General features: G+C 59.2%; 22 protein-coding genes and 1 pseudogene. 16 read left to right on the top strand and 7 right to left on the bottom strand.

All coding sequences use genetic code 11. The annotated features are described in order from the left end of the window. The first annotated feature begins 34 nt into the window (after positions 1–34). From OLX72_RS05130 to OLX72_RS05115, 4 genes are all read left to right on the top strand, one after another. Positions 35–589, top strand: a complete 555-nt coding sequence (locus OLX72_RS05130; RefSeq protein ID WP_433989956.1) for a hypothetical protein — start codon at positions 35–37, stop codon at positions 587–589. A gap of 383 nt (positions 590–972) precedes the next feature. Then, entirely contained in the window at positions 973–1,902 is a 930-nt protein-coding gene (locus OLX72_RS05125; RefSeq protein WP_114868637.1) for a dimethylarginine dimethylaminohydrolase family protein, read from the top strand. Between the two features lie 75 nt (positions 1,903–1,977). Further along, positions 1,978–4,374: a phenylalanine--tRNA ligase subunit beta gene (gene pheT / locus OLX72_RS05120; RefSeq protein ID WP_114868638.1), complete on the top strand. Its 2,397-nt coding sequence runs from the start codon at positions 1,978–1,980 to the stop codon at positions 4,372–4,374. Between the two features lie 44 nt (positions 4,375–4,418). Then, entirely contained in the window at positions 4,419–4,868 is a 450-nt protein-coding gene (locus OLX72_RS05115) for a YtoQ family protein (RefSeq protein ID WP_433989955.1), read from the top strand. 36 nt (positions 4,869–4,904) lie between these two features. On the opposite strand, the gene OLX72_RS05110 is transcribed toward OLX72_RS05115, so the two are convergent. Continuing rightward, positions 4,905–5,603 (bottom strand): glutathione S-transferase family protein, encoded by a 699-nt coding sequence (locus OLX72_RS05110; RefSeq protein ID WP_433989954.1) that lies wholly within the window; start codon positions 5,601–5,603, stop codon positions 4,905–4,907. Positions 5,604–5,762: 159 nt separating this feature from the next. Here OLX72_RS05110 and mscL point away from each other — a divergent pair, with 159 nt between their 5' ends. From mscL to OLX72_RS05090, 4 genes are all read left to right on the top strand, one after another. Beyond that, complete coding sequence (gene mscL, locus OLX72_RS05105) at positions 5,763–6,194, top strand: large conductance mechanosensitive channel protein MscL (protein ID WP_114868641.1); 432 nt, start codon at positions 5,763–5,765, stop codon at positions 6,192–6,194. Positions 6,195–6,390: 196 nt separating this feature from the next. After that, on the top strand, positions 6,391–7,185 hold the full coding sequence (locus OLX72_RS05100; RefSeq protein WP_433990431.1) for a mechanosensitive ion channel family protein: 795 nt from the start codon (positions 6,391–6,393) through the stop codon (positions 7,183–7,185). 527 nt (positions 7,186–7,712) lie between these two features. After that, the gene (locus OLX72_RS05095) at positions 7,713–7,868 is read left to right on the top strand and encodes a winged helix-turn-helix domain-containing protein (protein WP_162797872.1); all 156 of its coding nucleotides are present in this window, start codon (positions 7,713–7,715) and stop codon (positions 7,866–7,868) included. A 22-nt stretch (positions 7,869–7,890) separates the two neighbouring features. Next, entirely contained in the window at positions 7,891–8,103 is a 213-nt protein-coding gene (locus tag OLX72_RS05090) for an alpha/beta fold hydrolase (protein ID WP_254684678.1), read from the top strand. Between the two features lie 84 nt (positions 8,104–8,187). Here the strand turns inward: OLX72_RS05090 and ald are convergent, their stop codons facing one another. Then, the gene (gene ald, locus OLX72_RS05085) at positions 8,188–9,300 is read right to left on the bottom strand and encodes an alanine dehydrogenase (RefSeq protein WP_114868644.1); all 1,113 of its coding nucleotides are present in this window, start codon (positions 9,298–9,300) and stop codon (positions 8,188–8,190) included. Positions 9,301–9,442: 142 nt separating this feature from the next. Between ald and OLX72_RS05080 the strand changes: the two genes are divergently transcribed. The 4 genes and pseudogenes from OLX72_RS05080 (at position 9,443) to OLX72_RS05065 (ending at position 11,958) form a co-directional block, all read left to right on the top strand. Further along, positions 9,443–9,901, top strand: coding sequence for an Lrp/AsnC family transcriptional regulator (locus OLX72_RS05080; protein ID WP_114868645.1), 459 nt, complete (start codon positions 9,443–9,445; stop codon positions 9,899–9,901). 139 nt (positions 9,902–10,040) lie between these two features. Continuing rightward, positions 10,041–10,166, top strand: a pseudogene (locus tag OLX72_RS05075) (DUF3604 domain-containing protein); the annotation flags it as partial. 96 nt (positions 10,167–10,262) lie between these two features. Next, positions 10,263–11,420, top strand: coding sequence for a hypothetical protein (locus OLX72_RS05070; RefSeq protein WP_433989953.1), 1,158 nt, complete (start codon positions 10,263–10,265; stop codon positions 11,418–11,420). 37 nt (positions 11,421–11,457) lie between these two features. Next, positions 11,458–11,958, top strand: a complete 501-nt coding sequence (locus OLX72_RS05065) for a DUF3299 domain-containing protein (protein WP_114868648.1) — start codon at positions 11,458–11,460, stop codon at positions 11,956–11,958. A gap of 154 nt (positions 11,959–12,112) precedes the next feature. Here OLX72_RS05065 and OLX72_RS05060 read toward each other — a convergent pair whose 3' ends face one another. Both OLX72_RS05060 and rpsU read right to left on the bottom strand, forming a co-directional pair. After that, positions 12,113–12,775 (bottom strand): hypothetical protein, encoded by a 663-nt coding sequence (locus OLX72_RS05060; RefSeq protein WP_114868649.1) that lies wholly within the window; start codon positions 12,773–12,775, stop codon positions 12,113–12,115. A gap of 129 nt (positions 12,776–12,904) precedes the next feature. Beyond that, complete coding sequence (gene rpsU / locus OLX72_RS05055) at positions 12,905–13,111, bottom strand: 30S ribosomal protein S21 (protein ID WP_007118112.1); 207 nt, start codon at positions 13,109–13,111, stop codon at positions 12,905–12,907. Positions 13,112–13,222: 111 nt separating this feature from the next. On the opposite strand from rpsU, the gene OLX72_RS05050 reads away from it, so the two are divergent. The 3 genes from OLX72_RS05050 (at position 13,223) to OLX72_RS05040 (ending at position 15,974) form a co-directional block, all read left to right on the top strand. Continuing rightward, positions 13,223–13,921, top strand: coding sequence for a COQ9 family protein (locus OLX72_RS05050; protein ID WP_114868650.1), 699 nt, complete (start codon positions 13,223–13,225; stop codon positions 13,919–13,921). Positions 13,922–13,990: 69 nt separating this feature from the next. Next, positions 13,991–14,974 (top strand): NAD(P)H-quinone oxidoreductase, encoded by a 984-nt coding sequence (locus OLX72_RS05045; protein WP_433989952.1) that lies wholly within the window; start codon positions 13,991–13,993, stop codon positions 14,972–14,974. A 25-nt stretch (positions 14,975–14,999) separates the two neighbouring features. After that, complete coding sequence (locus OLX72_RS05040) at positions 15,000–15,974, top strand: quinone oxidoreductase family protein (protein ID WP_114868652.1); 975 nt, start codon at positions 15,000–15,002, stop codon at positions 15,972–15,974. Positions 15,975–16,035: 61 nt separating this feature from the next. On the opposite strand, the gene OLX72_RS05035 is transcribed toward OLX72_RS05040, so the two are convergent. Beyond that, positions 16,036–16,665, bottom strand: a complete 630-nt coding sequence (locus tag OLX72_RS05035; protein WP_114868653.1) for a ribonuclease T2 family protein — start codon at positions 16,663–16,665, stop codon at positions 16,036–16,038. 126 nt (positions 16,666–16,791) lie between these two features. On the opposite strand from OLX72_RS05035, the gene OLX72_RS05030 reads away from it, so the two are divergent. Further along, positions 16,792–17,571, top strand: a complete 780-nt coding sequence (locus tag OLX72_RS05030) for a DUF1013 domain-containing protein (RefSeq protein WP_114868654.1) — start codon at positions 16,792–16,794, stop codon at positions 17,569–17,571. 59 nt (positions 17,572–17,630) lie between these two features. Here the strand turns inward: OLX72_RS05030 and recR are convergent, their stop codons facing one another. Both recR and OLX72_RS05020 read right to left on the bottom strand, forming a co-directional pair. Further along, positions 17,631–18,224: a recombination mediator RecR gene (recR, locus tag OLX72_RS05025; RefSeq protein ID WP_114868655.1), complete on the bottom strand. Its 594-nt coding sequence runs from the start codon at positions 18,222–18,224 to the stop codon at positions 17,631–17,633. A 28-nt stretch (positions 18,225–18,252) separates the two neighbouring features. Then, positions 18,253–18,597, bottom strand: coding sequence for a YbaB/EbfC family nucleoid-associated protein (locus tag OLX72_RS05020; RefSeq protein ID WP_114868656.1), 345 nt, complete (start codon positions 18,595–18,597; stop codon positions 18,253–18,255). Positions 18,598–18,647: the final 50 nt, after the last annotated feature.

Here is an 18,647-nt window from a genome sequence, read left to right as displayed (position 1 = left end):
TCTCCTCTGTTTGCAACCTTGAATCAGAAGTTAAGTGATTTGGGAATCCCGAACGTCAACAGCCCCTAGTCTTGCCATCACTTTGGTTGGCGCTCTGTTGTTTTATTTGTTTCGGGCAAAGGTCAAATTGATTTATGGCCGCGCGAACAATTCACTTAACAACATTACTGTTCCAAATGAGGAAGATCCCGAGAAGCACAGCAGCACGGAAATTTATATCGAGAAGTACTTTCTGCAAAACACAGGTAAGAAACCAGCCACAAATGTTGAGTTTGTTTTAAGTAGTTTCCCTACCGATATTTCCGTCTTTCAGCCGCGCAACGAAAAATACTTGAGAGTGGCCAAGGGCAATTGCTTAATCAGTATTCCTCAAATGGCACCAAAGGAATTGGTCGTCATTGACTGCGCTTACATCAACCAAAAGGCGGCATGGGTTACTTCCGTAAAATGCGCTGAATGTCTTGGTACTGAAGTCCCTTTCTGGACAGTCAGAAAACTCCCCAATTGGGTGTTTTGGGGTCTGTGGTGCCTACTGATCTTTGGAATAGCCTTCGTTGTAAAGTTCTGCTTATCCCTAATTCTAAGCTGAAGATGCTGAACAAACTCCCAGTTCGTACCTCACACCAAACCTCCACCTCCGGCATTTCACTAGGGCGGTCCCTGCCTATGTCTTTCACTTCTGCAAACTCTGATCGCGTCTGCCAGTAAAAGGCGGCGCCGCCGGGGTGGACGAGGTAAACGGGGGTGGTTTCCCCGTGCCCGGATATATCCAAAGCGGCCCCGCGTCACCGGTGCCTTGTTGTCCTGTGGCTACGACAACAGGCGCTGGTCTGCCTGTCGAAGGATCGATCGCGGCAAGGTTTAGGGCCACGCGGTTAACCCTGCCCTACACCAAACACCACCGCCCATTTTCTTGACAGATGCGGCATGCAGGTTCAGCCTTGCCCCGATCCATCTGGGAAAGGGCCAAAGATGAAAGATGCAGGAACCGAATTTTCGCTGCGCACCCGCAAACCGGGGGGTGGAACTGCAACGCTGAACAGCTGGGGGGCCAATTCTGATTATGGCACCTTGCGTTCTGTCATGCTGGGCCCGATCGAAAACTACAGATGGTTGCAGACCAGTTCTGTATCGAAAAAGACCCTGCGCCGGGGGGTGCCGTTTGATATGGATGTAGCCCGCGCCCAGCACCGAGAAATGGTTTCGGCCTACAAGTCGGCGGGCGTCGATGTGCACATCCTGACGCCTGATCCCGAATTGCCCTATCAGGTCTATGCGCGCGACAGTTCGGTGATGACGCCCTATGGCGCGATCATCACCAACATGGCGCAGTGGTGGCGGCGCGGCGAAAATTACCGCGCCATCGAAACCTATCAGAAACTGGGTATCCCGATCTACGATTACGTCACCGCCGGTACGTTCGAGGGCGGTGATTTCAACGTGATCGAACCGGGCTGCGTTCTGATCGGATGGGAAGGCGACGAGGGCCGCAGCCAGGAACAGGCGGCGGTGCAGATCAAGGGCTGGATGGAGGCCGAAGGCTGGGAGGTCATGCTGGCCGACATCGACCCGTTTTATGTGCATATCGATCTGATGGTGGTGATGCTGGCCCCGAAACTGGCAGCTGTCTGCCTTGATTGCACCGATCCGGCGATTGTGGACTGGCTGCGCGCCAAAAAGATCGAGATTATTCCCGTGCCGTTTCAGGAAACAGTTGCGCTGGGCTGTAACGTGGTGGCGCTGGGCGAGGATCGCGTGTTGCTGCCTGCGGCCTCGAAAACGCTGAAACAGGCGTTGAAGGCGCGCGGATTCACGATTTTCGACCCCGATCTGTCGATGATCACCCAGGGCGGCGGTGGCGTGCATTGCATGTGTCAAAGCCTGATCCGCGATCCGGTGTAGGCGCCCCCTTTCACGCGCAGGGGATATCCGGTACATGCGGCGGGAACACTTTGAATTGCCGCAGGACCCTGACGCATGAAATTCACCCTTTCCTGGTTGAAAACCCATCTGGACACCACCGCCAGCCTTGACGACATCCTTTATGCCCTGACCGATCTGGGGCTGGAGGTGGAAGAGGTGATCAACCCCGCCGACAAGCTGCGTGATTTTACCATCGGCAAGGTGCTGCACGCGGAAAAACACCCCGAAGCGGACCGGTTGCAGGTGTGCCGGGTCGACACTGACGCGGGCGAATTGCAGATCATCTGCGGTGCTCCGAACGCGCGCGAGGGGATCACCGTTGTGGTCGCCAAACCGGGTGTTTACGTGCCGGGCATCGATACCACCATCGGGGTTGGCAAAATCCGCGGTATCGAAAGCCACGGCATGATGGCGTCGGAGCGCGAGCTGGAACTGTCCGAAGAACATGACGGCATCATCGAACTGCCAAGCGGCGAAGTGGGTCAGAGCTTTACCGATTGGCTGGCCGATCATTTCCCGTCCAAGGTTGATCCGGTGATCGACATCGCGATAACCCCCAACCGCCCCGATGCGCTGGGCGTGCGCGGCATTGCCCGCGATCTGGCGGCGCGTGGCCTTGGCACGCTGAAACCGCAGGCGATCGAGCCTGTGGATGGCGCGTTTTCGTGCCCTGTGTCTGTCCGGATTGACGACGACACCTTGAACGGCTGCCCGCTGTTCACCGGGCGGGTGATCCGCGGCGTCAGGAACGGGCCGTCGCCCGATTGGCTGCAGGATCTGCTGCGCGCCATTGGCCTGCGCCCGATTTCGGCACTTGTCGATATCACCAACTTTTTCACCTATGACCAGAACCGTCCTCTGCACGTGTTCGACGTGGGCAAAATGACCGGCGGATTGCGCATTCACCGCGCGGCCGGGGGCGAAACCCTGATGGCGCTGGATGACAAGGAATACACGTTCCAGCCCGGCATGATGGTCATTTCCGATGATACCGGCCCCGAAAGCATTGCCGGCGTCATGGGCGGTGCGGCGACTGGTGTCAGCGCCGAAACCTCCGATGTGTTTCTGGAAAGCGCCTATTGGAACAATGTGCAGATTGCGCTGACCGGTCGGGCGCTCAAGATCAATTCGGACGCCCGTTACCGGTTTGAACGCGGGATTGATCCCGCCTTTACCGAACCGGGGCTGGAAATGGCAACGCAGATGGTGCTGGACCTGTGCGGCGGCGAAGCATCGGATGTCGTGGTGGCGGGCGCCGTGCCCGACACATCGCGCGCCTATCGTCTGGATACCGCGCGCGTGCAATCGCTGGTTGGCATGGATATTCCCGAAAGCACACAGCGCCAGACGCTGACGGCGCTGGGCTTCCGGCTGGAAGGCAACTGGGCGCATGTGCCCAGCTGGCGCCCCGATGTGGACGGCGAGGCCGATCTGGTGGAAGAGGTGGCGCGTGTCGCGTCCCTGACCAAGCTGGAAGGGCGGCCCCTGCCACGGCTGAGCAGCGGCATCCCGAAACCGGTCCTGTCGCCGATGCAGCGTCGCGAACAGGCAGCGCGGCGCACCTGCGCGGCACTGGGGTACAATGAATGCGTCAGCTATTCGTTCATTGATCAGTCATCGGCCGCGCTGTTTGGCGGCGGCACGGATGCGACGATGCTGGAAAACCCGATATCAAGCGAGATGAGCCACATGCGCCCCGCGCTGCTGCCCGGATTGTTGCAGGCCGCAGCCCGCAATCAGGCGCGCGGTTTCGCCGATCTGGCCCTGTTCGAGGTCGGTCCCGCCTTTCACGGGGCCGAACCCGGCGAACAACATCTGCTGGTGTCGGGCCTGCTGGTCGGGCGCACCGGGCCAAAGGACGTGCATGGCACGTCGCGGCCGGTGGATGTGTTTGACGTAAAGGCTGATGCCGAAGCGGTGCTGGCGGCGATGGGCGCTCCGGCCAAGGTGCAGATTCTGCGCGGTGCCGCCGACTGGTGGCATCCGGGGCGGCACGGCATGATCTGTCTTGGCCCCAAAAAGGTGCTGGGTGTTTTCGGCGAACTGCACCCCAAAGTGGTATCCGCGATGGGCATCAAAGGGGCTGCGATGGCGTTTACCCTGTGGCCGCACGAAGTGCCGGTGCCCAAGAAAACCAAATCCACGCGCCCCGCGCTGGACATGCACGATCTGCAGGCGGTTGAACGCGATTTCGCCTTTGTGGTGGCCGCCGATGTCGAAGCGGCGGTGCTGGTGAACGCTGCCGCCGGCGCCGACAAGGCACTGATCGAGGATGTGCGCGTGTTTGACGAATTCATTGGCGGGTCGCTGGGCGACGGCCAGAAATCGCTGGCCATTACCGTGCGTCTGCAACCGACCGAGACTACATTGAAAGAGGCCGATATCGAAGCGGTCAGCGCCAGGATCGTGGACAAGGTCGCCAAGGCAACGGGCGGTGTTCTGCGCGGCTAGCCGCGCGCAGATCCGTATTTAAGGCAAAAAGAAAGGAAACTGTCATGACATTGAACGTCTACCTGTCCGGAGAAATCCACACCGACTGGCGCGAACAGATCATTGACGGGGCGGCGGGTCTGGATCTGGCCTTTGACAGCCCGGTGACCGATCACGCCGTCAGCGACGATTGCGGGGTTGCGATACTGGGGGCAGAGGCGGACAAATACTGGCATGACCACAAGGGCGCGATGGTCAACGCGATCCGCACCCGCAAGGGAATTGCCGATGCCGATGTTGTGGTGGTGCGTTTCGGTGATCAGTACAAGCAGTGGAACGCGGCCTTTGATGCGGGATATGCCGCCGCGTTGGGCAAATCGCTGATCATCCTGCACGGGCCGGATCACGCGCATGCGCTGAAAGAGGTCGACGCGGCGGCGCTGGCCGTGGCGCAGGAACCGCGGCAGGTGGTCGAGATTTTGCGCTATGTACTGACGGGCGCATTGCCCGGCTGATCCGGGCGCAACCTGAACGCCCGGACCTGACCGCGATCAGTCGCGCGGCGGCGTGACCAGCCCGGTCTGAACTGCGGGGCGGGCCAGAAATCGATCCAGATAGGCCACGAGGTTGGGGTGGTTTTCCCAGCCCAGAACATCGCGCGCGCCATAAAAATCAAGCGAGCGCAGCCACGGCGCGATGGCGATATCGGCGATGGAATAATCCCCCGCGATCCAGTCCTTGCCATCCATTTCCTGTTCCAGAACCGACAGCAGCCGTTTGGCTTCGCCGATATATCGGTCACGCGGGCGAGGGTCTTTGATTTCGCTGCCGGCGAATTTGTAGAAAAACCCAAGCTGTCCGAACATCGGGCCAAGACCACCCATCTGGAACATCAGCCACTGGATGATTTTCGCCTTGTCGGTCGCCGTCTTGCCGATCAGCTTGCCAGATTTTTCCGCCAGATAAATCAGGATCGCGCCGCTTTCGAACAACCCGATCGCCACACCGTCAGATCCGTTCGGATCGACGATGGCGGGGATCTTGTTGTTGGGGTTCAGCGACAGGAATTCAGGGCTTTTGACGTCGGCATCCGACAGGGTCACCTTGTGCGCCTCGTAGGGGATGCCCATTTCCTCGAGCGCGATCGACACTTTGACACCGTTCGGGGTGGGAAAGGAATAAAGCTGCAGAATGTCGGGGTTCTGGGCGGGCCATTTCTGCGAGATGGGAAAACCGGCAAGGCGGGACATGGTATGATCCTTTGTGATTGAGGTGCCAACCTAAGTACTTTTCCCCGTAAAAACAGCTTAGGGAGTGTGCGCGCATATGCTATCGGCTGTGTCATTATGAACAGAGCGCGAAACCGGACCTTGGGAAAGCCCTTCAGGTTCCGACAACAGGGATAGACAATGATTCAGGAATTCAAGGACTTTGTTGCCAAGGGCAATGTCATGGACATGGCCGTGGGTATCATCATCGGGGCGGCCTTTACCGCGATCGTGGCATCGCTGGTGGGCGACCTTATCAACCCGATTATCGGGCTGGTGTCGGGTGGTGTGGACTTTACCAACAATTACGCCGTGTTGGGCGGAGAAGTGCCGGAAGGGGCCTCGCTTGAAGCGGCGCGCGAGGCGGGCGCATCGGTGTTTGCCTATGGTGCCTTCATCATGGCAGTGATCAATTTCCTGATCATTGCATGGGTTGTCTTCATGCTGGTGAAAATGGTTAACCGCGTGAAGGATGCCGCCGCTAAAGAGGAAGAAGCCGCAGATGCAGCGCCTGCAGGTCCAAGCGAACTGGACGTTCTGTTGGAAATTCGGGATGCGATGAAAAAGGCCTGAGATGGCGTATCAGGACCAAAGGAAAAGCCCGCCTTGTGCGGGCTTTTTTGTGCCTTGCAGTTGAAGGTGCAGGAAAGGCCATTGCCGGTTGCATTGACATTGTGGGGTGTGCGGAAATATCAGATGGCCGGCGGGGGCACGTGCCGCCGGCTGTTTGTCATATTTTACGCAGGAGATCGGATACGTGTCTGAAATTATGGAATACCTTGGTCAATATGCCCCGCTTGCCCTGAATGCGCTTAAGGCGCTGGTGGTTCTGATTATCGGCTGGATGATCGCCGGTCGTATCAGCGCGGTACTGAATCGCCGTCTGAACGCCTTGCCGCAAATGGATCCGACACTGGCCAACTTTCTGTCCAGCATGGCCAAATGGCTGGTTCTGCTGATTGTCGGTATCGCGGTTCTGAACATTTTCGGGGTCGAGGCGACAAGCCTTGTTGCCATTCTGGGTGCCGGTACGCTTGCGGTCGGTCTGGCTTTGCAGGGCACGCTCAGCCATCTGGCGGCGGGGTTCATGCTGGTGCTTTTTCGCCCTTACAAACTGGGCCAATATGTTGAAATCGCCGGCACGTCGGGCACGGTCAAAGACCTGAACCTTTTTGTAACCGAACTGGTCACGCCGGATAACGTACAGATCATCATCCCCAACGGCGAGGCGTGGGGCAGCGTGATCACCAACTATTCAGCGCATGATACACGGCGCGTCGATTTGGTGTTCGGCATCGATTATGGTGACAGCGCGGATGCGGCGATCAAGATCATTCTGGACATGGCCAAGGGTGATGAACGTGTGCTGGACGATCCCGCGCCATGGGCGCATGTCACCAATCTGGGCGACAGTTCGGTCGACATCACCACACGCATCTGGTGCAAGGCCGATGATTACTGGGCACTGAAATTCGACATGACAAAAGCCGTGAAAGAGGCGTTTGACGACAAGGGGATTTCCATCCCCTATCCGCATTCCGTCGAGATTCAGAAAGCGGGTTGAACGGTCCTTTGGCAAGAAGGGGGGGCGGCACTGCAAGGGTGCCGCCCCTTTTTCATTTTGGCAGATGGTGCCCCGAAGACCGCAGAATTGCCGGTACCGGCGCTTTTCGGTTTTCGGGGCGCGACGCTCTGGGCGCGCCTTGTGACGCGGCCGGTATCACCGGGCAGGGCATCGCATTCCGGTGTTACTGAAAGCGCAGCACGCGAAAGGCCCATCGTGACGGTTGCGTGCTTTTTTGGCCTGGTGCCAAGCCCCTGATCATCTCTTGCGCCTGTTCCGCGCGTTTCTGACGGCCGATCTGCATGTAATACGCGGTGTCGATCTAACCGTCGGGGCGGCATTTAGCATCGGTATCTGTGTCCGGGTGTTTCATCTGGCATATCCTTCTGTGGGGTAGGGCCAGTTAGACAGATTCAGCGCCGCGGCGGTTGAAGACGGTCTTTAGATTGTCTTGTGATTTCACCTGCTGCGCCGCCATCTTTCGAAAAACGCTTGTGTGACGGGGCCGGAGGGTCATTCAATGGCGCATGATTTATCGTTTCGCGACCTGCCGGCTGGATACGGACACGCACAGGCTTGTGCGCTACGGCAAACCCGTTCACGTAGAGCCGCAGGTGTTTGATCTGCTGCATCTGCTGGCCGACAGCAACGGACAACGCCGCACGACTGCGCCGGATCGTTGATCGTTTCGACATACGCGCCGAATTGCCATCGGTCACGACCCCGACACTGGTGGTGCATGCGTTGGACGATGCGATCCAGCCGATGGAACAGGGGCGGATACTGGCCAGCGAAATTCCCGATGCGCGTTTCCTGACACTGGACAGCCGCAACCACATACCGTTGCCACAGGATGCCGGCTGGTCGCGCATGGTGCAGGCGGCAGCACAGTTTCTTAAGGATGTGAGCGGGACCTGATCGCGGACCCGCCAGCGTTAAGGCCACGAAAAAGGCGGCGCAGAACAGGTCTGCGCCGCCCGATTTTCAACGTGTTGTGACCGTTCAGACCAGCGATTGCGGGTCTACGAAATCCAGACCCAGCGCAACGCCGACGGCCTCATAGGTCAGCTGACCGGCATGGACGTTCAGACCGTTCAGCAGATGGCGGTCATCGGCGCAGGCCTTTTTCCAGCCCTTGTCGGCCAGTGCCAGCATGAACGGCATGGTGGCATTGCCCAGTGCGATGGTGGATGTGCGTGCAACGGCGCCGGGCATGTTGGCCACGCAGTAATGCATGATGCCGTCCACATCATAGATCGGATCCTGATGCGTGGTTGCCTTGGATGTTTCGAAACATCCGCCCTGATCGATGGCAACGTCCACAAGGGCGGCACCGGGTTTCAGTTCGGACAATTGTGCGCGGCTGATCAGTTTCGGCGCAGCGGCACCGGGGATCAGAACCGCGCCGATGATCATGTCGGCCTGACGCGCCAGTTCGATCGTGTTGCCCGCGCTGGCATAGCTGGTTTTGAACTGGCCGCCAAAAACGTCATCCAGATAACGCATCCGCGGCAGGGACCGGTCAAGAACGGTCACATCCGCGCCCATGCCGGCCGCAATGCGGGCCGCGTGGGTGCCGACAACACCGCCACCGATAACCATCACACGCGCAGGGCCAACGCCGGGTACGCCGCCCATCAGAACACCGCGGCCGCCATTGGCTTTTTGCAGGGTCCACGCCCCGACCTGCGGCGCCAGACGGCCTGCAACTTCGGACATCGGCGCCAGCAGTGGCAGGCCACCAGCGGCATCGGTCACGGTTTCATAAGCAATCGCGGTACAGCCCGAGGCCAGCAGATCGTGCGTCTGGTCGGGATCGGGCGCAAGGTGCAGATAGGTGAACAGCAACTGGCCGTCGCGCAGCATCTTGCGCTCGCCCGCCTGAGGTTCCTTGACCTTGACGATCATGTCGGCGGCGGCGAACACCTCGGCTGCGGTTCCGATGATTTCGGCACCGGCAGCGCGATATGCATCGTCATCGAAACCGGCACCGATGCCGGCATTGGTTTCGACAATCACGCTGTGGCCACGGTTCACGGCCTCTTGCGCGGCGTTGGGGGTCATTCCGACGCGGAATTCCTGTGGTTTGATCTCTTTGGGGCAGCCGATTTTCATAGCGCGAGTCTCCTGTTGTTTTCAATTTGCCCGAAAATGAGGCATCGATAACGCAATTGCTGTGATATCTGCCCTCGTCAAGCAGGGTATTTTTCGAATAAGATACGAAGAAATGACACTTTGACGCGAAAGTTTTGCACGGATGAGCCTTGACGCAACTGATCGTCGTATTCTGGCGGCCCTTCAGAAACGGGGCCGGATGTCCAATTCCGATCTGTCGGAAACGGTGAACCTGTCCCCGTCCGCCTGCCATCGCCGCGTGCAGCGGCTGGAAACCGATGGCTATATCAAGGATTACGTGGCGCTGCTGGACGCGCGCAAGATGAACGTACCGACCACCGTATTTGTGGAAATCACCCTGATGGGCCAGGCCGATGAGGTGCTGGATGCGTTCGAAAAGGCGGTGGCGCGGATACCGGATGTTCTGGAATGTCACCTGATGGCGGGCAGTGCGGATTACCTGCTGAAAGTGGTCGCCGAAAACACCGAAGATTTTGCCCGCATCCACCGCCAGTATCTGGCCCGCCTGCCCGGCGTGGCGCAAATGCAAAGCTCGTTCGCGCTGCGCACCGTGTTCAAGACAACGGCCCTGCCGGTGTGACGGCTTGGTGTTGGGGCAGGCGGGGGAGTTTTGGCACAGGTGAAGAACGGACCCCGGCCAATACCGGCTATGCCAAGGGTGTGCCGATCGCGGGCAACCTGCCCACAGCACCTGATGGTGCGACTGCGCCCGCGTACTTGAGATTCTCACACCCAGATGGACAGTTTACGACGCGGTGCGCTTTGGCGTCGAGCCGCTGGACGGGGCGCGCATGACGATAGTCAAACGCGCTTACACTGCGCCGATCTGGTATACACCGGGCTGAATTGCTGCGCCCAAGAACAAAAGGCGCGCCGGTTTGGCTGTACCCGGACAACGCTTCCGGGTATTCTTGAGCGGTAATCCGAGCGAGGATAATTCAATGTTTTCGAGCACCGATTCCGAGAAAGCTCTGAGTTTTGCCAGAGGCACAGTGACAGATGTAGTCAGTCCCCTTGCGCGGCTGGCGGCCGTCTTGACTGTCGCGGTGACCATATCCACCGCTCCTGTGGAGGCATGCGGTTTTGATCTGGTCAAGCCAGAGCGATCCGCCATCGACTGGATTGTCGAGGCTGACGAACTGGTTATCGCGCGACCGATGGCCGACAACCCGTTCGCGTACGACGTACGGCGCGTGCTGGTTGGTTCCGGCGCTGAAATTGCGCTTCCGGGCTTGGTGAGCAGTACTGTCAGACGCCGACTTGCACTCAATCCGGAAGACGGCGTTCTATTCGCCCGTGTTTCGGGAAGCGAAGATGGCATTGCAGGCAGCGGTTGGCGGATCGTCGGTCAGGTTGATGATACTTTCCGGCCGATCATGGACGTCGCTTTTGCGAATAGAAAACAGTGGCAGGTCGGATACGACGAAACCCGTCAGGAATTCTTGGACGGCCTTCAGGACAATAACGATCCCGCTGTACGGGCTCTGGTGATTTCCGAGTTCGACAAGATGCCGTACGAAATGCTGCGAACAATGGATATTCGCATACCGTCGCAGGATTTGATCAACGAGCTGTGGAGCATGCAAGGCTACCCGTATCAGTCAATTCGCGTGCTGCTGCTCGGGTTAAGTGGTGACGAAGCGGCGCGTAACGAGATCAACGCGTTCATCGATCGCGTCGAAGATTGGGACTGGGCGAACAACCTCGGAGCATTCTCGGCTGCGCTGATAGAACTGGACGGGGCGCGCGGAGTAGAGAAGCTTTCGGAGCGTCTGCTCTCGGATCCCGGGCAACCTCTCGACAAGCTGGAAGAAGTGATCATGGCCTTTGCCGCAATAAACAGATTGGCAGAGCCCGAAGTGCAAATGGCTATAGATATTGCGATCAGTGATTTCATCGCGCTGCGTCCCGACGCCGGCGCGATCGTCGCGCGGCAATTCGCAGCCGTTTCCGACTGGTCTCAGGCGCAATCGCTTCAACCGCTGGTGAGCCAACGGTCGTTGTCGGATTTGACGGGTCTGCTGGCAGTGTCCGTGTATCTGGCTCAGGCCCGCGAAGCGAGTTTGCCAGTCAAGACATACTCTCGGTCAGACGGATAAGTGCATGTCACGTGACGAACCAGGGCAGGCTGCACAGATGAGTTCATTGCTCCGGCGCAAATTATTGTTGGGTCTGTCAGCGGTGATCTTCCTGCCGAGGGCGTCTTTTGCGGCAGAGGTTATTGATCTTGAATGGGAAGACCTTCTTCCCAAAGGAGAAAGCCCGCTGCCACCAGAACTGCGCGGTATCGTTCAACACGAAGCCGCACCCTTGATAAGCCAGCAACCTGCATCTTCGGCCCTACGGACCGATTGGAATGGCAAGATCATCCGACTTCCCGGATACATCGTTCCTCTCGATTTCCAAGGCACCGCCGTCACAACCTTTATTCTGGTTCCATTCGTCGGCGCCTGTATCCACGTACCGCCACCGCCCGCAAACCAGCTTGTACTGGTGACGACATCCAGGCCTTACGAGTCCTCGGGCCTCTTCGAAGCGGTCAATGTGACCGGAATGTTCGGCACGTCCGAAACGTCGACCCAATTGGCCGAGATTGGGTACGCCCTTTCTGCCGAGAAAATCGAACCCTACGGGTAGTACTGGGCAGTGCCATTGGCGCACTGGTTATTGACCAAGCGTTTTCGCTTGCATCCAGCCGACCCTGAACATCCCAAACGGGCAACCGAAACGGTTCAAGATCACGCCGACCTTATAGCGGGCGAGCCCGCCGAGGGCGCCCATACCCCACAAACTAAACGCCACTCCGAAACAACTCCAGGTTCGCGGGGTTCAGGAAAATTGACAGCGCCAGAACGGAAAAACCGGCCTCGTACACTTCCCACTGGCGGGGCAGGTCGATCCACAGAACGATCGCTGTCATCGCCAGCGTGATCACGGCGTGAACCGGTTTGGGCACCGGCACCATCAGGGCGCGCACAAAGGCCTGAACCCAGGCAAAGCGCGGATACATCAGTGGCAGCACCACCAGATACATCAGCAATGTTACCGTCAGCACATTGCCGAACAGGAAAGACGCAAGGCTGACATCGGCCACCACCAGATTGTGCAGGGTGATTTCGGCCTGTTTGTTGTTTTCCATGAAAAATTCATTGGGTTGCAGATCGAAAATGCGCTGACCCCAGGATATTTCCTCGCCCGCGGCGAAAAAGAACAGCAGGCCGTAAAACCCCAGCAACAGGGCCGGACGCCACAGCGCGGCGCGGCGCGTATGGCCCCAGAGGACAAACGCACTGACCAGCAGGAAAACCGCCGTCATATATTCGACAAGCCCGTCTTCGGCGGCGTAGCGCAGGGAAAACGCCTGCGGGTCGGTGACGGCGACAAAGCCGGCCCCCAAAAAGGTGACTGCGATGATGCCGAACAGCAGATAATCGATTCTGGATAATCCCGACACGGTGTTCCCCTTTGGGCAATTTTGATACTGCGCGCATATAGGGTGCGCGCGCCCCCATAAAAAGACATAACCCCGCGTGCCGTCGGGCAAGCAGGGTTAAATCTAGTCTTACAGTTCCAAGGGGATGATTTACATCATACCTTCGCGCTGCGCTTTTTTCCGTGCCAATTTCCGGGCGCGGCGGATCGCTTCTGCCTTCTCGCGCGCTTTTTTCTCGGACGGTTTTTCGAAATGCTGCTTCAGCTTCATTTCGCGAAACACACCTTCGCGCTGGAGTTTTTTCTTCAGAGCCCGAAGGGCCTGATCGACATTGTTGTCACGAACACTAACCTGCATGTGGTTTTCACCACCTTTCTAGTAAGAGTTGCAAGGATTTGCAGGAAGTGGCCGTATAGCAAAGCGACCCTATGTTGTCTAGTATTGTCAAACACCACGCAGGAGCACGAAATGACCGGACTTCCACAGGATGATGCAAAGGCGAAATTGCTGGCGGCAGCCCTGACACATGTGCCGTTTGACGGCTGGTCCGAAGCGACGCTGAAGGCGGCGATCGCCGACACAGGGATGGATGCGATCCAAGCGCGGGCGCTGTTTCCGCGCGGCGCGGTGGATCTGGCGCTGGCCTTTCACGATGCCGGAGACGCGGAAATGCTGGCCCGTCTGGCCAAGGCAGACATGAGCGAGTTGAAATTCCGTGACAAAATCGCGCTGGCCGTGCGGCTGCGGTTGGAAGCGATTGAAGACAAGGAAGCGGTGCGCCGTGGCGCCACCCTGTTTGCGCTGCCCCATTACGCGGCAGACGGGGCCAGGGCCGTCTGGGGCACCTGTGACAAGATATGGACGGCACTGGGCGACACATCCGACGATGTGAACTGGTACACGAAACGCGCCACGCTCAGCGGTGTTTACAGTTCCACCGTGCTGTACTGGCTGGGCGATGATTCGGTCGGACATCAGGCGACCTGGGCGTTTCTGGACCGGCGGATCGAAAACGTCATGCAGTTTGAAAAGTTCAAGGCACAGGTGAATAGCAATCCGGCGCTCAAGCGGTTGTTGGCCGGGCCGCTTTGGGCGCTGGGCAAGGTGCGCGCGCCCACCAGAATGCCCGACGTGAACCTGCCGGGAAGCTGGACCACGCCCAGATAGCGCATTCCCCCGTTTCGCCGAAGTGCGCGCGATGGTAAGACATCGGAAAACGACAGGAGCGTGCCACCGATGAAACAGACCATGCGTGCGATTGAAATCACCGAACCAGGTGGCCCGAACGTGTTGCGGATGACCAGCCGGCCTGTCCCCGAACCGGGTTATGGCGATGTTCTGATCCGCGTGGCCTATGCGGGCGTGAATCGCCCCGATGCGTTGCAACGCGCCGGGGCCTATGCGCCACCGCCAACCGCCAGCGATCTGCCCGGTCTGGAAGCGTCGGGTGAAATTATCGCGATGGGCGCGGGCGTATCGGGCTGGCAGGTCGGCGACGAGGTCTGTGCCCTGTTGCCGGGCGGCGGATATGCGGAATATGCCATCACACCGGCGGCGCATTGCCTGCCCGTGCCACACGGGATGGACCTGAAACAGGCCGCCTGCCTGCCCGAAACCTTTTTCACGGTCTTTTCCAACGTGTTCACCCGCGGCAGGTTGACGGCCGGGGAACGGTTTTTGGTGCATGGGGGATCATCAGGCATCGGAACAACCGCGATCCAGCTGGCCCATGCGTTCGGCGCGCGGGTGTTTACCACCGCCGGATCGGACGAAAAATGCGAAGCGTGTCTGGCGCTGGGTGCGGAACACGCGATCAATTACCGCAAGGACGATTTTGTCCCCGTTCTGAAGGATGAAGGCGGCGCGCATCTGATCCTTGATATGGTTGGGGGCGATTACATACCGCGCAATATATCGGCGCTGGCGGATGACGGACGGCTGGTGCAGATCGCGTTTTTGCAGGGGCCCAAGGTTGAATTGAACTTTGCCCAGATGATGATGCGCCGCCTGACGATCACCGGCAGCACGCTGCGCCCGCAAAGCGATCTGGCCAAGGCGCGCATCGCGTCCGATCTGCGCGAGGCCGTCTGGCCGATGCTGGGCACCGGCCAGATTGGCCCGGTGATGGACAGCGAATTTGATCTGGCGGATGTGATTGCCGCACACGAGCGGATGGAAAGCAGCACCCATATCGGAAAAATCGTACTGAACGTGGCCTGAACAGCGCTACCAAAAGGAGGACACCATGGCAAAAACAGTGATGATCGACGCATTCGGCGGACCGGAAAACCTGAGCCTGGCCGAACGGCCTGTGGGTGATCCCGAAGCCGGCGAGGTACGGATTGTCCACAAGGCCTGCGGGCTGAATTTCATCGACATCTACCAGCGCACCGGACTCTACCCGCTGGATTTGCCCCATGCGCTGGGCATGGAGGCCGCCGGCGTGATCGAGGCCGTGGGCGAAGGTGTGACCCATCTGAAGGTCGGGGACCGCGCAGCCTATGCCGCCGCCCCGCCCGGTGCCTATTGCGAAGCGCGCGTGATGTCGGCCGCACAGGTGTGCCCGCTGCCGGACGATCTGTCGTTCGAACAGGGTGCGGCGATGATGCTGAAAGGGATGACTGTTGAATACCTGTTCCACCGCACCACCCCCCTGAAAAAAGGCGATACGGTTCTGTTTCATGCCGCTGCCGGCGGCGTGGGTCTGATTGCCTGCCAGTGGGCGCGATCCGAAGGGATCACCCTGATCGGCACCGCCGGATCGGACGAAAAATGCGCGCTGGCGCTGGAACATGGCGCGCAACACTGCATCAACTACCGGACCGAGGATTTTGCCGCACGCGTGCGCGAGATCACCGGTGGAACCGGCGTTGATGTGGTGATGGATGCAGTGGGCGCGGACACATTCGAGGGGTCGCTGAACTGTCTGAAGCCGCTGGGCATGATGATTTCGTTCGGCAATGCCTCCGGCCCGGTGCCACCGTTCAACATCGGCATTCTGGGGCAGAAGGGATCGCTCAAGATCACGCGCCCGACGCTGTTCACCCATATCGGGGATCATGACACCTGTCAGGCGATGGCGCAGCACCTGTTTTCCAAAGTGCAATCGGGCGAAGTGAGCATCCGCATCGACCAGCGGTTTGCGCTGGAAGATGTGCGCCAGGCACACACCGCGCTTGAGGCGCGCAAAACCACCGGCAGCACGGTGTTGACGGTGTAGGTTTACGAGTATTTGCGGACAAATGAAGACGGGTGCCGTGCCCCGGTCTTACCGGAGTTGATCAGCGCACCGGCGTAAACAGCGCGTTTTGCGACGTGCAGTCGCGCACCACATCCTGACCGCAGGGAACCGGCTTCAGGGACTTCGAGAGGCACAGGCGCGCCTCCTGGATGTGGTTGTTCTTGCAGGTGATGGTGATCATGTCGCGGTCGAGTTCCGGATTGGCATCCAGAAACGCTTCCTCGACCACCGAGGCGGGCAGGCGAACCGCGCGGTCAAGCTGGCGGAATACGGGCGGGCGCGTGATGCTTTCATAGGCCTGACGCGACAAGGCGTAATAGGCGCTGGCAGAAAGGCCTGAACAGGTGCCGTGTTTCTTCCACTGGTACCAGGCCAGACCACTGGTGCCCATGATGTCGGCCATATCATCTGTCATGCCCCGTGTCGGGGGCCGCTGGGTGGTGCGGCAGAGGCTGGGAAAGCCGCGATGGTATTGCGGCCAGAGGCCGTGCAGAATCCAGCCGTGATCGTGGCGCGCATCGCATTGATCGGAATTGCGCGCATCGCCTTTCTGTGCGCACCAGTTCGGCGACCAGCTGAGCGACATGACATAATAGTCGAATTCGCCCGCTTTTTCGCCGTCGGCAACTGCGACCGAGGCGAGGGTGATCCAGACAAACAGCCAGCGCATTCTGCTCTTTCCTTATCGTGCAAGCCCGACTATACAGCCTGCAAGTTCCCCCACAATGGTAACCCGTCCCGATCCCGGGGCCGCCTGTTTCAGGCATCGGGGAAGATATGCGTAAGGAGACGTGACATGGCAAAACCGCTTATGGCCAAGGCGACCGCCGTCTGGCTGGTTGACAACACTACCATCAGTTTCAAACAGATCGCCGATTTCGTCGGCATGCACGAGCTGGAAGTGCAGGGCATTGCCGATGGTGATGTGGCGACCGGCGTCAAAGGGTTTGACCCGATTGCAAACAACCAGCTGACGCAAGAGGAAATCACCGCCGCCGAAACCAACCCGATGCACGCGCTGAAGCTGAAATTCAACGCGGCGGCAGAGGGCGAGGAAAAACGCCGCGGGCCGCGCTATACGCCGCTGTCCAAACGGCAGGACCGGCCGGCATCGATTCTGTGGCTGGTGAAATTCCACCCTGAACTGACCGATGCGCAGGTGTCAAAACTTGTCGGCACGACCAAGCCGACGATTCAGGCCATCCGCGAGCGTACGCACTGGAACATTTCCAACATCCAGCCGATCGATCCGGTGGCGCTGGGCCTGTGCAAACAATCCGAACTGGACGCCGCCGTACAGAAGGCTGCCGCCAAGAAAGCCGCAAGTGGCGAACTGATGAGCGATGACGAACGCCGCAAACTGGTCAGCACCGAACAGTCCCTGGGTGGCGAGCCCGAGCCGAAAATGCCGACCGCGATTGAAGGGCTTGAAACCTTTACGCTGGGCGGCGGCAGCGCCGACCAGGACGCAAAAGACGAGGACGACGAGGACAAGGACACAGCCCTGGTCGATGCAGACAGCCTGTTCAACCTGCCCGCGGGCGGGGATGACGAAGACGACGAGCACAACCGCTAAGCCGGTTTCGACTATTGCAACAATGAACCCCGGTGTGAAAACACCGGGGTTTTTTCATATCAGATCGCCTTGCGCGCCCTGAGTGCCGCCGAGATCGTGCCGTCATCGAGATAATCCAGCTCGCCCCCGATGGGGACGCCCTGCGCCAGCGAGGTCAGACGCACGGTGCCGTCAAGCTGGTCGGCGATATAATGCGCCGTGGTCTGGCCGTCGACAGTGGCATTGAGGGCAAGGATGACTTCGCTGATGTTTTCGCTTTGGACACGATCCATCAGGCGGGGAATGCGCAAGGCATCCGGGCCTATACCGTCCAGCGCCGAAAGCGTTCCGCCCAGCACGTGATAGCGCCCCTTGAACACGGCGGCGCGTTCCAGCGCCCACAGATCGGCGACATCCTCGACCACGCAAATTTCGCCATTGGCGCGCTTTTCGCTGGTGCAGATATCGCAGATGTCCTGCGTCCCGACATTGCCGCAGTTCAGGCATTCCCGTGCCGTTGCCGCCACGATCTGCATCACATCGGCCAGCGGCGTCAGCAGCAGGGCGCGTTTGCGGATCAGGTGCAGCACGGCGCGCCGGGCCGAGCGCGGGCCAAGGCCCGGCAGCTTGGCCATCATGTCGATCAGGGCGTCAATGTCTTTTGTGCTGCTCAAGTCGGGGTTTTCCTGGGGCGCCGTTGTGTCAGAACGGCAGCTTCATGTCCTTGGGCAGGCCCATGCCTTCGGTCAGCTTGCCCATTTCTTCCTGGGCCTTGTCCGAGGCTTTGGATTGCGCATCCTTGATCGCGGCCAGGATCAGGTCTTCGACCACTTCCTTGTCATCGCCGTTAAAAATCGACGGATCGATATCCAGCGTCTTGAGCTCGCCCTTGGCCGTGCAGGTGGCCTTGACCAGCCCAGCACCGCTTTCACCGGTGACGATCAGGTTGTGCATGTCTTCCTGAAGCTGCGCCATCTTGGTCTGCATTTCCTGCGCGGCCTTCATCATCTTGGCCATGTCGCCCATGCCGCCTAGTCCTTTGAGCATCCTGTTACTCTCCTGTTTGAAAGGGTTCCGGGTAGAGATACGCGCGGGGG

The organism is Sulfitobacter sp. TBRI5 (assembly GCF_051013555.1).
Taxonomy (GTDB): domain Bacteria; phylum Pseudomonadota; class Alphaproteobacteria; order Rhodobacterales; family Rhodobacteraceae; genus JL08.
Note: the sequence above shows the minus strand (reverse complement) of the source record. Positions and strands in the feature narration are given on the sequence as shown.